The organism is Escherichia sp. WS2035 (assembly GCF_046487065.1).
Lineage (GTDB): Bacteria > Pseudomonadota > Gammaproteobacteria > Enterobacterales > Enterobacteriaceae > Escherichia > Escherichia coli.
The window spans coordinates 164,636-178,790 of the sequence record NZ_JBJQKD010000001.1 but is presented as its reverse complement, the minus strand read 5'-3'; the positions used below and the strand labels follow the sequence as shown (position 1 = coordinate 178,790).

General features: G+C 50.1%; 12 protein-coding genes. 5 read left to right on the top strand and 7 right to left on the bottom strand.

Annotated features, from left to right (window positions below; genetic code table 11):
• Position 1: 1 nt before the first annotated feature.
• Positions 2-1,222, bottom strand: coding sequence for a peptide antibiotic transporter SbmA (sbmA, locus tag ACJHX4_RS00860; RefSeq protein WP_001385225.1), 1,221 nt, complete (start codon positions 1,220-1,222; stop codon positions 2-4).
• 351 nt (positions 1,223-1,573) lie between these two features.
• Between sbmA and ampH the strand changes: the two genes are divergently transcribed.
• The gene (gene ampH / locus ACJHX4_RS00855) at positions 1,574-2,731 is read left to right on the top strand and encodes a D-alanyl-D-alanine-carboxypeptidase/endopeptidase AmpH (protein WP_000830769.1); all 1,158 of its coding nucleotides are present in this window, start codon (positions 1,574-1,576) and stop codon (positions 2,729-2,731) included.
• On the opposite strand, the gene iprA is transcribed toward ampH, so the two are convergent.
• On the bottom strand, positions 2,732-3,355 hold the full coding sequence (gene iprA / locus ACJHX4_RS00850) for a hydrogen peroxide resistance inhibitor IprA (RefSeq protein WP_001295817.1): 624 nt from the start codon (positions 3,353-3,355) through the stop codon (positions 2,732-2,734). It lies immediately after the preceding gene.
• Between the two features lie 85 nt (positions 3,356-3,440).
• Positions 3,441-6,428, bottom strand: a complete 2,988-nt coding sequence (locus tag ACJHX4_RS00845) for an autotransporter outer membrane beta-barrel domain-containing protein (RefSeq protein ID WP_000556411.1) — start codon at positions 6,426-6,428, stop codon at positions 3,441-3,443.
• 525 nt (positions 6,429-6,953) lie between these two features.
• Between ACJHX4_RS00845 and hemB the strand changes: the two genes are divergently transcribed.
• Entirely contained in the window at positions 6,954-7,928 is a 975-nt protein-coding gene (gene hemB / locus ACJHX4_RS00840) for a porphobilinogen synthase (protein WP_001295337.1), read from the top strand.
• Between the two features lie 39 nt (positions 7,929-7,967).
• Here the strand turns inward: hemB and tauD are convergent, their stop codons facing one another.
• From tauD to tauA, 4 genes are read right to left on the bottom strand one after another with little or no spacing between them, the layout of a single operon-like run.
• Complete coding sequence (gene tauD / locus ACJHX4_RS00835) at positions 7,968-8,819, bottom strand: taurine dioxygenase (protein ID WP_000004069.1); 852 nt, start codon at positions 8,817-8,819, stop codon at positions 7,968-7,970.
• A complete protein-coding gene (gene tauC, locus ACJHX4_RS00830; RefSeq protein ID WP_000114572.1) occupies positions 8,816-9,643 on the bottom strand; it encodes a taurine ABC transporter permease TauC in 828 nt (275 codons plus the stop codon). The genes tauD and tauC overlap by 4 nt, the downstream gene beginning before the upstream one ends.
• A complete protein-coding gene (gene tauB / locus ACJHX4_RS00825; RefSeq protein ID WP_000939359.1) occupies positions 9,640-10,407 on the bottom strand; it encodes a taurine ABC transporter ATP-binding subunit in 768 nt (255 codons plus the stop codon). Before tauB ends, tauC begins: the two co-directional genes overlap by 4 nt.
• A 12-nt stretch (positions 10,408-10,419) precedes the next feature.
• Entirely contained in the window at positions 10,420-11,382 is a 963-nt protein-coding gene (gene tauA / locus ACJHX4_RS00820; protein WP_001018403.1) for a taurine ABC transporter substrate-binding protein, read from the bottom strand.
• Between the two features lie 305 nt (positions 11,383-11,687).
• Here tauA and frmR point away from each other — a divergent pair, with 305 nt between their 5' ends.
• The 3 genes from frmR (at position 11,688) to fghA (ending at position 14,033) form a co-directional block, all read left to right on the top strand.
• The gene (gene frmR / locus ACJHX4_RS00815) at positions 11,688-11,963 is read left to right on the top strand and encodes a formaldehyde-responsive transcriptional repressor FrmR (RefSeq protein ID WP_001141271.1); all 276 of its coding nucleotides are present in this window, start codon (positions 11,688-11,690) and stop codon (positions 11,961-11,963) included.
• Positions 11,964-11,997: 34 nt separating this feature from the next.
• Positions 11,998-13,107 (top strand): S-(hydroxymethyl)glutathione dehydrogenase, encoded by a 1,110-nt coding sequence (gene frmA, locus ACJHX4_RS00810; protein ID WP_000842109.1) that lies wholly within the window; start codon positions 11,998-12,000, stop codon positions 13,105-13,107.
• Positions 13,108-13,199: 92 nt separating this feature from the next.
• Positions 13,200-14,033 carry an S-formylglutathione hydrolase gene (gene fghA / locus ACJHX4_RS00805; protein ID WP_000419064.1) on the top strand — a complete coding sequence of 278 codons (834 nt, stop codon included), beginning with the start codon at positions 13,200-13,202 and terminating at the stop codon, positions 14,031-14,033.
• The last annotated feature ends 122 nt before the right edge of the window (positions 14,034-14,155 follow it).

Here is a 14,155-nt window from a genome sequence, read left to right as displayed (position 1 = left end):
TTTAGCTCAAGGTATGGGTTACTTCCTGAATTTTGTCACCATCCAGCTCATGTTCAAAGCTGCGCAGACGTTTGTAGATAGACATCAACTCAACCAGTGTGGTCCATGAGTTAATCAGGTACTGGAAAGCACCGCGAACCTGACCAAAAACGTTAGTAATCTGCGTCATCAGGCCGAGTGTAATCGTACCGGCAACAATTGACGGAAACAGCAAGAACAAACCGAAAACGTTATCGACCTGCAAATAGAGAATGCGGGCGATATTGAAATACATATAGTGAAAATAGAGGCGGAAATAGTTTTTCCGTACGGCGCTAAAAAGCTCGCGTACCGTAGGCGGCGTCGCGCGCGTGGCATCGTCTTCACCATAAACCAGTTCTTTACGGTAGGCAGCCTCTACACGCTGGTTTTTAAACTCCAGCCCCGGCAGTTTGATCCCTACCACTGCCAGTAATCCGGTCCCCATCAGCGACCAGACGATAGCGGCAATCACCAGACCATACGGAATGTGCCCGACAATCGGCAGCTCCGGCACATGTGCGGAGAGCGTTACCAGCACCGGCAGGAAGGCGATCAACGTCATGATAGCGTTGATAAAGCTGACGCCCATATTCTCCAGCGTTGAAGCAAAACGCATGGTGTCTTCCTGCACACGCTGCGCGGCCCCTTCGATATGACGCAGTTGTTGCCAGTTCGCCATGTAATATTCGTTCATCGCCGTACGCCAGCGGAACACGTAGTGACTGACAAAGAAGTTGTTCAGCACACTGATCACCACCGCGATCAGCGCAATCCCCAGAAAGACGCCCACTTCGCGGTAAAATTGTTCGATGGTGACTTTATGCGGCGAACTTAGCGCCGTTTGAATCAGATCATAGAACGGCGCATACCAGGCGTTGACGGCAACCCCGACTTCCACCAAAAACCAGGTGACGAAGATAATCAGCGCAGTACCGAGTATTGACCAGTATTGCCAACGGTGCGGGCTATAGATAAACCAGAACAATGCAAAAAGTCCTACGCAAACAATGTAGTAAGCGTAAAAAATCAGGAAATCCAACGACCAGAAACGCGCGGCGCTAATCGGGATCTGCCCGGAAGCGCCGGTGATACGCGCCACCCAATCACCCCCACCGACTTGCCAGAAGATAACGGCAATCAATGCCCAAACAAAGGCCGAGAGAAAAAACATTCCCGGCTTTGGGAAAAAAGACTTAAACATATGCACTCCTGCTAACTTCTTATCGTTTTAACAACTGCTGTGTATTAACCGCATGACCGCTACAAAGCGTCAGCCAAATGAAACCGCCCATTGTGACCCATAGCAAGGCGCTTAGTTCGCCAGCCTGACCATAAGAATTGTTTCGACGGGTTTCACAAACCAAAGATTGTTTACATAAGCGGATTAACACGCGCAGGATCACAAATGCAGGCATTGGTGAGCAGGAAAAAGATCGTGTTTACGCGCCGTTACGTTTTTAACACTATTATTGCACTAATTCGCCCTTTGCAATCCATCAATGAGTAGTATAAATACGCTCAGTTACCTTCATTCAATCTATGGACACCACCGTTGAAACGTAGTCTGCTTTTTTCTGCCGTGCTGTATTCGGCGTCATTGACCTCCGTCCATGCGGCTCAGCCGATCACTGAACCGGAGTTTGCCTCTGATATTGTCGATCGTTATGCCGATCATATTTTTTACGGCAGCGGTGCCACGGGGATGGCGCTGGTTGTTATCGACGGTAACCAGCGCGTCTTTCGCAGTTATGGCGAAACGCGACCTGGTAATAACGTTCGCCCGCAGCTGGATTCCGTCATACGTATTGCTTCCCTCACCAAGTTAATGACCAGTGAGATGCTGGTAAAATTGCTCGACCAGGGGACCGTGAAGTTAAACGATCCGCTAAGTAAATATGCTCCGCCAGGCGCACGCGTACCGACCTACAATGGGACGCCCATTACGCTGGTGAATCTGGCAACCCATACCAGCGCCCTGCCCCGTGAACAGCCCGGTGGCGCGGCACATCGTCCGGTATTTGTCTGGCCAACGCGCGAGCAACGCTGGAAATACCTTTCCACTGCCAAACTAAAAGCCGCGCCGGGCAGCCAGGCCGCGTACTCCAACCTCGCATTCGATCTGCTGGCAGATGCACTGGCGAATGCGTCCGGCAAGCCTTATACCCAGTTGTTTGAAGAGCAGATTACCCGTCCGTTGGGGATGAAAGACACCACCTACACCCCCTCACCGGATCAGTGCCGCCGTTTAATGGTTGCTGAGCGCGGTGCCAGTCCGTGCAATAACACGCTGGCGGCAATTGGCAGCGGCGGCGTCTATTCCACGCCAGGCGATATGATGCGCTGGATGCAGCAGTATTTGTCATCTGATTTTTATCAACGCAGTAACCAGGCTGATCGCATGCAGACGTTGATTTATCAGCGCGCGCAGTTTACAAAAGTGATTGGCATGGATGTCCCCGGCAAAGCGGATGCGCTTGGTTTAGGCTGGGTATATATGGCCCCGAAAGAGGGTCGTCCGGGGATTATTCAGAAGACAGGTGGTGGTGGCGGTTTCATTACCTATATGGCGATGATCCCGCAGAAGAATATTGGTGCGTTTGTGGTGGTCACTCGTTCGCCGTTGACGCGCTTTAAAAATATGAGCGATGGCATCAATGACCTGGTGACCGAGCTAAGCGGGAATAAACCGTTGGTTATCCCCGCATCCTGATTAATACTCTGAAGGCAAACGGTTGATAGCGACCAGTTTGCCTTTATTCATTTCGATATAGCCGCCTTTACGCAAAGCAGCGAGAACTTCCGCAACGACAGAACGCGATATACGTGTACGTTGATGGATATAATTCATCACGCCAATACGTGATCGCAATTCTTCATTCCAGTCAATCATTGATAATAACGTCGCGCGGATTTGTTCGTAGGAATTATGCCCAATGAGCTGAACGTCGCGTAATTCCAGAATTCTATTTTGCCAGGCTAACCAGTAAAAAGCGTCTCGCCAGAGTTGATTTTGTTCAATAAGAGTAATGGTTTGTTTGGCTGGCAAATGATATCCCGTACAGTTTCCTTCTGATATTAATTTGTATGGTATATCGTTTTTCATTAAACCATCAGCCAGCCCCATAATATAAGGAGCCTGTGTAATACCGATAAGTACGTTTTCTTCTCTACGCAGAGAGATAACACCTTCTAAAATAACGAAAGTATCTTCGCTATTGACATCACTGGAAAATATAACTTGCTTTTCATTATTAAACTCGAAGCGCGTACCGTATCTGGACAAACATTTATCGAGCTTACCAAATTCCTGAAGAGGTTTAACTACAGATAACATTTGCGCGTCCTTTGCAGTAATGCCCGTCAAATCCTTGACGGGCATTATTTAGATTAAATTACCTATTTCTTCGGAGTGAAGAATATTACCAGGTATATTTAACACCCACATTCGCGGACCAGTCTTGATCTACGTCACCACCACCGAGGTAGTTAGCATCGGTATAGGCGCTGAAGTTCTTGGTGAAGCTGAACTGAGTACCCAGACCAACACGTACCGCAGACCCTTCAGTACCGTTATCGATGGAATCACCGTTCACATCGTTATCGTTGTTAGAGTCGTCGTAGACGTAAGCCAGTTTGAAGTACGGAGTCAGAGCCTGGTCTTCGCTGTAGGTGAAGGTATAACCTGCATCTACACCCAGTTCATAACGCATGCTGTCGTAAGACTGACCATCAACTTTCATGTTGTTGCTCAGCTGGTAATCATCACCAGACTGGAACAGACCAGAAACGCTGCCGTAAGGAGTTACGTAACCTGCATCACCCAGTTTGAAGTCGTAACCGGCTTTCAAACCAAAGCCCCAAGCGTCGGAGTTGGTGCTGCCGTCAACGTAAGTACCGTTGCTCATGGTTGCAGACAGGTCGTTGTTGAAGTGAGAGTAGCTCAAGCTACCGTCAACAAAGACGTTGTTCGCGAAGTGAGCAGAAGAGTAGATGTAGGCAGTCTGGCTGTCTTGATCCACCTGACCAGAACGGTCATTCATATCACCTTTAGCGAAGCCTGCAGCCGCACCGACGATCCACTTAGCGTTGTTACCGTCAATTTTGGTATCAACACCGACCATGATGCCGTTAACATCCTGATCATAGTTGATGGTGCCGTTGTCGCCGTTGAAGTTACCACCGAAGTAGCTTACCCATGCGCCGCCGTTATCAGCCAGACCATGACGAGAGTTGGTCAGACGAGTACCAACGGTGTCTTGTTCCAGGTTCCAGATATTGGTGTTCGCAGACGGGATGCTCAGCGCCATGTTAGCGTAGTCGGTCAGCTCCATCTGTTGCAGAACAACGGTGTTACCACGCTGCTCAGCCTGATAGGTGTATGCACCCAGGTCAGCTTTGTTAGCAGCAGAGAAAGTCGCGTTGCTGTTTTTGTCGTTGACGTAGATAATTTCTTTATCTTTGTAATCAGCGATTGCGCCAGCGCCAGTTGCGTTGTCGATACGAACTTTGTAGTTACCGGTTGCAGCAACAACGTTGTCTACAGAACTGTTATCCAGTTCAGTACCGTTGTCTACGTCGCCGTTGCCATTGATAGTCAGGTGACCATCAGAGTTCATAGCAACAATACCGTAACCGTAGTTAGACTTGGAAGTATCCCACGTACGGTCGTTCACCAAATCCGCGTTCAGAACGTAATCGCTGCTGTTGATGTCGAACACACCAGAAACTACGTTGCCGTTATGGTCAGCGATGTTGCCGCTAGTCAGTTCCAGTTTGTCAGTACGGAAAGCTTCAGTATCAAACTGATCAACGTTCACATCCAGTACACCACCGTTAGTTACGGTGATGGTATTGGCATACAGGTTAGAATAGTTATTCCAGCCAGTAGATTCGGTTAAATTAACGGTACTGTAGCTATCAACAGTCAGGTGGTCTGTAGCAACCAAACCATCTTCACCAATATTCAGTGAGGAGCCGTTGGTTAAACCAATGGTATCTGAGACCAGAGAGGAATCAGTAACATTTACCTGAGAGCCATTATTTACAGCTAATGTATCAATTACTGAACTATTAACGGTATTCCATTCTGAACCATTGTTCAGTGCTACGTTAAATACGCCGCTCTGGAATACCTTGTTGTCAATAATACGACCCCAATCGTTAGCTTCGATAGTGGCACCAGGGGTCAGGCTGTTCGGCGCAACATCATACATATCTGCCGGAGCAATTACTTCAGCACTCATGTTTGCTGAGCCAACCCACTTACTACCGTTGTTCAGAGTAATGTTCAGTTCATCAACGTTCTGAGCATCATCTACCCAACCACCGTTGGTATCAAGGACACCGTCACCATTGCTGTCATGGCCGGTTGAATAGAAGAATACGCCATCGTTATTCCAGTGGCTTGTGAACTCGACATCACCCAACAGGGTTGAATGGTCAAAGTTTACATTGTTTTTCATGGAATAATTTGAGCCAGCATTGTCAGAGAATGACAGAGCTACGTCATTTTCGCCACCATTACCAGCGTAATCACTTGGTTCAGCAGATTTACCGAAGAAGCCATTGCTTTCTTCCAGCGGAGTCTGTGACCCTGAAGTTACAGTGGAGTTAGACACATTAATGTTGTTGTCCCACTGATGATATTCGCTAGTATAAGTCGTGTTGCTTGTATTGCCTTCAGACAGCGCAATACCAGCTACACGGGAGTTGTTAGTAATATTGATATTGCTTTCAACATCAAGATTTACTGCAACACCCAGAGCGGTATAGAACGTTTCATTGGTTGACTTAGATTTATCACCATCAAGATATGTGTCAGTGAAGTAAAGAGCTTCATAGTCATCATCAATGGTGGAATTGGATACGTTCAGAGTGAATACGTCACCATCGTACCAATTGTAGTCAAGGTCAGTAGTGATTCCGTTATAGAAATTATAGCCACTATAGGTCTGTGGAGTTACAACTTCACCTTTAGCATTAACTTCTGCAGGAGTAATGCTGTAATAACCAAATGGCAGTTCAGAAGTGATTGACCCATGAATTACTGAATTGCTGATATCTAACTGGTTAACAGAACCGCTAGCGTAATCATGATTCAAGTAATAAGTAGAAATGGTACCGTTAACAGTATCGCCTTTAAAGACGGTGTCGAAATCACCATTGGCATTGTTATAGTAAACAAAACCATTGTAAGTTACGTAGTTACCGTCTGAACCCATCGGGTCCATGCCGCCAGCATCGGCAATTCCATCATTGTCAGTGTCATACGGCCAAACTAAATCGGTCGTGGTGTTGTCATGATACCCCCAGGTATCATAGTTTGCTGCATTAGCCTGAGAGGTGATAGCCAGAGTGCAAGCCAATGCTAATTGTGATACTACAAGTTTCTTTTTCCAGGAGTGCATTTGTCATCCCTCCTCAGGGACGTAATAAGTTGATCCATCAATTATCAATGCATAGAAAACATATTATGTTTCGCGTTTACGATTATGCGGCGTTATAGAGGAATGGTTCAATTATTCTTTCCCCTAAGTCCGATTGCGGACATATATAAAGCACGTGAACACACACACAGAAATAAATAACAAAAACACAATATTTCAATACGTTAATGAAAGCGTTAATTTTAAAACATAGACCATAAAAATATAAAACAGCTAAAACAGACAAATAATGTATCAATAAGCAATGAACTTTAAGTTATTCACTTTTTGAAAACGTCACCAAATCCCCAAAAACAATAATCTATGGCTATAAATAAAAATTAAAAATATTTTCAGTGAATATGAAATTATTGCTATTTCTATTACAAAGATGTCCTGACCTCTTTTTCATTCTCTTCTTGTCAACATCGCGACAACTTTCGTAAAACACACCCAGCCTGCTTCAGGTATACTATGCCCCTCGATTCCACAAACATCAGGCAGACCATGACAGACTTAATCCAACGCCCTCGTCGCCTGCGCAAATCTCCTGCGCTGCGCGCTATGTTTGAAGAGACAACACTTAGCCTTAACGACCTGGTGTTGCCGATCTTTGTTGAAGAAGAAATTGACGACTATAAAGCCGTTGAAGCCATGCCAGGCGTGATGCGCATTCCAGAGAAACATCTGGCACGCGAAATTGAACGCATCGCCAACGCCGGTATTCGTTCCGTGATGACTTTCGGCATCTCTCACCATACCGATGAAACCGGCAGCGATGCCTGGCGGGAAGATGGACTGGTGGCGCGTATGTCGCGCATCTGCAAGCAGACCGTGCCAGAAATGATCGTTATGTCAGACACCTGCTTCTGTGAATACACATCTCACGGTCACTGCGGTGTTCTGTGCGAGCATGGCGTCGACAACGACGCGACTCTGGAAAATTTAGGCAAGCAAGCCGTGGTTGCAGCTGCTGCAGGCGCAGACTTCATCGCCCCTTCTGCCGCGATGGATGGTCAGGTACAGGCGATTCGCCAGGCGCTGGACGCTGCGGGCTTTAAAGATACGGCGATTATGTCGTATTCGACCAAGTTCGCCTCCTCCTTTTATGGCCCGTTCCGTGAAGCTGCCGGAAGCGCATTAAAAGGCGACCGCAAAAGCTATCAGATGAACCCAATGAACCGTCGTGAGGCGATTCGTGAGTCACTGCTGGATGAAGCCCAGGGCGCAGACTGCCTGATGGTTAAACCTGCCGGAGCATACCTCGACATCGTGCGTGAGCTGCGTGAACGTACTGAATTGCCGATTGGCGCGTATCAGGTGAGCGGTGAGTACGCGATGATTAAGTTCGCCGCGCTGGCGGGTGCTATAGATGAAGAGAAAGTCGTGCTCGAAAGCTTAGGTTCGATTAAGCGTGCGGGTGCGGATCTGATTTTCAGCTACTTTGCGCTGGATTTGGCTGAGAAGAAGATTCTGCGTTAATGATCATTATGCCGGGTTATCCAACCCGGCATTTCCCCCTTACCCCGCCCGATAAAACGGAATATCCCCAAGAATCGTCGCCCGATGCATAATCCGCCGCTGTGGCAGGTAATCCGCATTGGCATAGTGCTGAGTCACTCGGTTATCCCAAATCGCAATATCATTCGGTTGCCAGCGCCAGCGCACCTGAAACTCCGGTTTAGTGATATGGGCAAACAAAAAACCTAACAAGGCTTCGCTCTCTTTCTCGCTGACATCAACAATTCGTGTGGTAAAACCTTCGTTCACAAACAGTGCCTGTTTACCGGTCACCGGATGCGTTCGCACCACCGGATGTAGCAACGGTGGATTTTTCGCGACCGCCTCACGCCAGCGTTGATGCTCAGCCTCGGTTTTGCGGTACTTGTATTCCGGGAACGATTTACGGAAATCATGCTCCGCACGCAACCCGCTCAACAGCTGGCGGAAGGGAACAGAGAGCGCCTCATATGCGGCAATACCACTGGCCCAGAGCGTATCGCCGCCGGTCGAGGGTAACTCTTTCGCCGCCAGAATCGCCCCTGCGGGTGGCGTTTGAATAAATGTCACATCGGTGTGCCAGTTGTCGTTATCCGGCGGATTATCATTATGGGTATCCAGGACGATGATCTCGTCAACCCCTTCAGCATGAGGGTAAACAGGGTGAATATGCAGCTCGCCAAAACGCTGGGCCAGCGCGCGTTGCTGCTGCGGCGTGATAGCTTGATCGCGCAGAAACACCACCTGATGGCGCAGCACCGCATGGTAAAGCTGTTCAAACTGATTATCGCTTAACGGGCGCGTTAAGTCGGCCCCCGTAATTTGTGCGCCAATATACGGCCCCAGCGGGGTAATGCTCAGACGTTCACTCATTGTACTTCTCCATGCCAGGGCGTCAGGCGGCGCTGTAACGCGCGCAGACCCAGTTCTAAAAGAAAGGCGATAATCGCAATCACCGCGATCCCCGCCAGCACCACGTCAGTCGCGAGAAATTCACCCGCTGACTGAACCATAAATCCTAAACCGCGCGTTGCGGCAATCAGCTCCGCCGCCACCAGCGTAGACCAGCCCACACCCAGACCAATGCGTAATCCGGTGAGGATTTCCGGCAGCGCGCCGGGCAAAATGACAAACCACAGCACCTGCGCACGGCTGGCACCCAGCGACTGGGCGGCACGAATGCGAACCTGCTGCGCGCTTTTCACCCCCGCCAGCGCCGACATCGCCACCGGCGCAAAAATCGCTAAATAGATCAGCAAGATCTTCGAGGTTTCGCCAATACCAAACCAGATCACCATCAGCGGCAAATAAGCCAGCGGCGGCACCGGACGATAAAGCTCGATTATCGGATCCAGAATGCCGCGCACCGTCGGGCTTAGCCCCATGGCGATCCCGACCGGAATACCGATCAACACCGCCGCGAGTAGCGCCAGCAAAATGCGCGTCAGGCTGGCTGCCAGATGCTGCCACAGCGTGGCGTCCATAAATCCCTGCGGCCCGGCAATGGTGAGCAGTTTTGCCAGTACCTGTTGCGGTGGCGGCAAAAACAGCGGGCTAATCAGTTGCAGCGCCGCGACTGCCCACCATACAGTGAGCAAAACCGCTAACGTACCAATGCTTAAGGTCACCTGACGCGAGAGCGGCCAGCGCCATTTCAGCCGATGCGAATGCAGTATTTCATTAATGAGCACACTCATGAGAACGCCTCCCGTTGCTCAAATACGCGGCTTAAAACATATTCGCGCATGGCGATGAATTGTGGATCGGACTTGATGCTGCGGCTCGACTCTCCCGCAACAAAGCGGCGAGCAAAGTTGAGCGGCAGCCGCTCCAGCACACGGCCTGGGCCGGGTGAAAGCAAAACCAGTTCAGTCGCCATAAACACCGCTTCTTCTATATCGTGGGTAATCAACAGCACCTGCTTTCCCGTCTCCTGCCAAAGTTTCAGCAGCAGGGTTTGCATCTGGTCGCGGGTGAAGGCGTCCAGCGCACCAAACGGTTCGTCGAGTAATAACAGCTGGGGATTTGCCGCCAACGCGCGGGCAATCCCCACCCGCTGACGTTGACCACCGGAAAGCTGCCAGATGTAGCGTTTTTCTGCGCCTTCCAGCCCGACTTTTTTCACCATCTGGTGTGCGATTTCCAGTCGCTGCATTTTCTCTACACCTGCCAGTTGCAGGCCGAACGCCACGTTGTCCTGTACATTGCGCCACGGTAACAACCCTTCATTCTGAAAAACTACGCCACGCTCTGCTCCCGGTCCCTGAATACCCTTACCCGCCAGTTGAATGCTGCCATGCTGATAAGGCACAAAACCAGCAATCAAATTCAGCAACGTAGTTTTGCCGCAGCCAGACGGCCCCAGAACTACCAGAAGCTCGCCGCTTTCCAGCGTCAGGTTGATATCTTCCAGTGCCGGTTTGCCGCCATAATCGGCGTAAAGATGAGAAATTTGCAGCATCTGCGCCTCCTTTTATTGCACGAAGCGCGAGGTAACGTACTGGCTGTAATCATTCGCTACAGCCGGGACTTTGCCCTGCTCTTTCAAAAACTGCGCGGTGTCGATGATCGCTTTGTTCACCGGTCCGGTCAGTTCTGCCGTTTGTTGCTGCGGCGTCAGATAGGTATTCCCCTTCACCAGCCCCGGAACGTCACCTTCCGGCACGCCGCTTAACCGCGCCAGTTTGCTGATGTTTTCCGGCTGTTTCAGCCACGCGTCTGGGTTAGCAATGTACGGTTGCTGAGCATCGATGGCGCTTTTAGCGAACGCTTTCACGACCTCAGGATGTTTCTCGGCAAAATCTTTCCGCACGACCCAGACGTCCAGTGTCGGCGCGCCCCACTGCCCGACCTGTTCAGAATCGGTCAGCACCTTGCCATCTTTTTCCAGGGCGTTAACCGCCGGTGCCCATACATAAGCACCATCAATATCTCCCCGCTGCCATGCGGCGATAATTGCGGGCGGCTGCAGGTTCACAATCTCAACTTGCCCAGGTTTAATACCCCAGTGTTTCAGCGCCGCCAGCAGGCTGTAGTGGGTGGTGGAGATAAACGGTACGGCGATGCGTTTACCAATCAAGTCTTCCGGTTTACTGATAGTTTTCTTTACCACCAGCGCTTCGGAGTTACCCAGTTTTGACGCCAGCAAGAAGACTTCAATCGGCACCTGTTGGCTGGTTGCAACCGCTAACGGGCTGGAACCGAGGTTGCCGATTTGCACATCGCCCGAAGCCAGCGCCCGCACGATGCTGGCTCCACTGTCAAACTTACGCCAGTCCACGGTTGCTCCGCTTTCTTTAGCAAAGGTGTTGTCGGCCTGAGCCACTTTCGCCGGTTCGGCGGAGGTTTGATACGCCACGGTGACGTTCACCGCTTGCGCCTGAAAAGCGATGAATGCCAGTGCGGCAAGAAATGTGTTACGCGATGAAATTGCCATGATTGTCTGCTCCCCCGTCTTGTTATGGGAGCAGTATTTCGTTGCGGGTAAGTTTGATAAAGGAATTAAAACGTCTTGTTAATAACAAAGCGTTTTTAGAAAAAAATCGGCAATGGTTAGCGAGTTTGCGCATTTTGCTACTTTTAACAAACATCGCCTGATGTGACGCTCACGCCTCTTATCATGCCTACAAATACTGGGGCCGGATAAATTTTATTCTCCAGTGTTATATACTATAGGGGGGTATGCATTGACATATAGCATACCCCCCTATAGTATATTGCGTGCAGATGATGAGGTGCGAAATGCCCAGTACTCCGGAAGAGAAGAAAAAGGTCCTTACTCGAGTTCGTCGTATTCGGGGGCAGATTGATGCTCTGGAACGGTCGCTGGAGGGTGATGCCGAATGCCGTGCCATACTCCAACAGATCGCTGCCGTTCGGGGCGCGGCTAACGGACTGATGGCAGAAGTGCTTGAAAGCCATATCCGGGAAACGTTTGACCGAAATGACTGCTACAGCCGTGAAGTCAGCCAATCCGTTGACGACACTATTGAACTGGTTCGTGCCTATCTTAAATAGCTGAATCTATTACCATATTGAGGAAGAGCGAGAGATGAAATCACGTGCTGCCGTTGCATTTGCTCCCGGTAAACCGCTGGAAATCGTTGAAATTGACGTTGCACCACCGAAAAAAGGTGAAGTGCTGATTAAAGTCACCCATACCGGTGTTTGCCATACCGACGCATTTACCCTCTCCGGCGATGACCCGGAAGGTGTCTTCCCAGTGGTTCTCGGTCACGAAGGGGCCGGGGTTGTAGTTGAAGTCGGTGAAGGCGTAACCAGCGTCAAACCTGGCGACCATGTGATCCCACTTTACACCGCAGAGTGCGGCGAGTGTGAGTTTTGTCGTTCTGGCAAAACCAACCTGTGTGTCGCGGTTCGCGAAACGCAGGGCAAAGGCTTGATGCCAGACGGCACCACCCGTTTTTCTTACAACGGGCAGCCGCTTTATCACTACATGGGATGCTCAACATTCAGTGAATACACCGTGGTAGCGGAAGTGTCTCTGGCCAAAATTAATCCAGAAGCAAACCATGAACACGTCTGCCTGCTGGGCTGTGGCGTGACCACCGGTATTGGCGCGGTACACAACACAGCTAAAGTCCAGCCAGGTGATTCTGTTGCCGTGTTTGGTCTTGGCGCGATTGGTCTGGCAGTGGTTCAGGGCGCGCGTCAGGCAAAAGCGGGACGGATTATCGCTATCGATACCAACCCGAAGAAATTCGAACTGGCGCGTCGCTTCGGTGCCACCGACTGCATTAACCCGAATGACTACGACAAACCGATTAAAGATGTCCTGCTGGATATCAACAAATGGGGTATCGACCATACCTTTGAATGCATCGGTAACGTCAACGTGATGCGTGCAGCGCTGGAAAGCGCGCACCGCGGCTGGGGTCAGTCGGTGATCATCGGGGTAGCAGGCTCCGGTCAGGAAATCTCCACCCGTCCATTCCAGTTGGTCACCGGTCGCGTATGGAAAGGTTCCGCGTTTGGCGGCGTGAAAGGTCGTTCCCAGTTACCGGGTATGGTTGAAGATGCGATGAAAGGTGATATCGATCTGGAACCGTTTGTCACGCATACCATGAGCCTGGATGAAATTAATGACGCCTTCGACCTGATGCATGAAGGTAAATCCATTCGAACCGTAATTCGTTACTGATTTCCCGCTGGTTTACCCCGTCCAGTTCAGATGGGGTTCTTAATACTCTCCCCGGGCAGCCGTCCGGGGGATTAACCGTGAGATAATGACTGATGGAACTCATTGAAAAACATGCCAGCTTTGGCGGCTGGCAAAATGTGTATCGGCATTATTCCCAATCACTGAAATGTGAAATGAATGTCGGCGTCTATCTCCCCCCAAAAGCCGAGAATGAAAAATTGCCGGTGTTGTACTGGCTTTCAGGCCTGACCTGCAACGAGCAAAATTTCATTACTAAATCGGGGATGCAGCGTTACGCGGCTGAGCACAACATTATTGTTGTTGCGCCGGACACCAGTCCGCGAGGCAGTCATGTCGCAGATGCTGACCGTTACGATCTCGGGCAAGGTGCCGGGTTTTACCTGAACGCGACGCAAGCGCCGTGGAATGAACATTACAAAATGTATGACTATATCCGCAACGAGCTGCCGAATTTAGTGATGCATCATTTTCCGGCAACGGCCAGAAAGTCAATCGCAGGTCATTCTATGGGCGGGCTGGGCGCGCTGGTGCTGGCGTTACGTAACCCAGATGAATATGTCAGCGTCTCGGCGTTTTCGCCCATTGTCTCCCCATCGCAAGTACCGTGGGGACAGCAAGCCTTTGCCGCATATCTTGGTGAAAATAAAGATGCCTGGTTGGATTACGATCCGGTGAGTCTTATTTCACAAGGTCAACGCGTTGCGGAAATCATGGTTGATCAGGGGTTGAGTGATGATTTTTACGCGGAACAACTGCGGACTCCAAATCTTGAAAAGATCTGCCAGGAGATGAATATCAAGACGTTAATCCGTTATCACGAGGGTTATGATCACAGCTATTATTTTGTCTCCAGTTTTATTGGCGAGCATATTGCCTACCACGCCAATAAACTGAATATGCGTTGAGCATCCGCGCACGCATGCCGGATGCGGCGTAAACCTTATCCGGCCCACATTTCGCTCGTAAACCGTAGGCCTGATAAGACGCGAAAAGCGTCGCATCAGGCATCTGCACACGATTTATCAAT

Coding starts and splice junctions, on each gene's coding strand:
- frmA (WP_000842109.1), top strand. CDS start 11,998: ATGAAATCACGTGCTGCCGTTGCATTTGCTCCCGGTAAACCGCTGGAA.
- ACJHX4_RS00845 (WP_000556411.1), bottom strand. CDS start 6,428: ATGCACTCCTGGAAAAAGAAACTTGTAGTATCACAATTAGCATTGGCT.
- fghA (WP_000419064.1), top strand. CDS start 13,200: ATGGAACTCATTGAAAAACATGCCAGCTTTGGCGGCTGGCAAAATGTG.
- tauA (WP_001018403.1), bottom strand. CDS start 11,382: ATGGCAATTTCATCGCGTAACACATTTCTTGCCGCACTGGCATTCATC.
- sbmA (WP_001385225.1), bottom strand. CDS start 1,222: ATGTTTAAGTCTTTTTTCCCAAAGCCGGGAATGTTTTTTCTCTCGGCC.
- iprA (WP_001295817.1), bottom strand. CDS start 3,355: ATGTTATCTGTAGTTAAACCTCTTCAGGAATTTGGTAAGCTCGATAAA.
- tauB (WP_000939359.1), bottom strand. CDS start 10,407: ATGCTGCAAATTTCTCATCTTTACGCCGATTATGGCGGCAAACCGGCA.
- tauC (WP_000114572.1), bottom strand. CDS start 9,643: ATGAGTGTGCTCATTAATGAAATACTGCATTCGCATCGGCTGAAATGG.
- hemB (WP_001295337.1), top strand. CDS start 6,954: ATGACAGACTTAATCCAACGCCCTCGTCGCCTGCGCAAATCTCCTGCG.
- tauD (WP_000004069.1), bottom strand. CDS start 8,819: ATGAGTGAACGTCTGAGCATTACCCCGCTGGGGCCGTATATTGGCGCA.
- frmR (WP_001141271.1), top strand. CDS start 11,688: ATGCCCAGTACTCCGGAAGAGAAGAAAAAGGTCCTTACTCGAGTTCGT.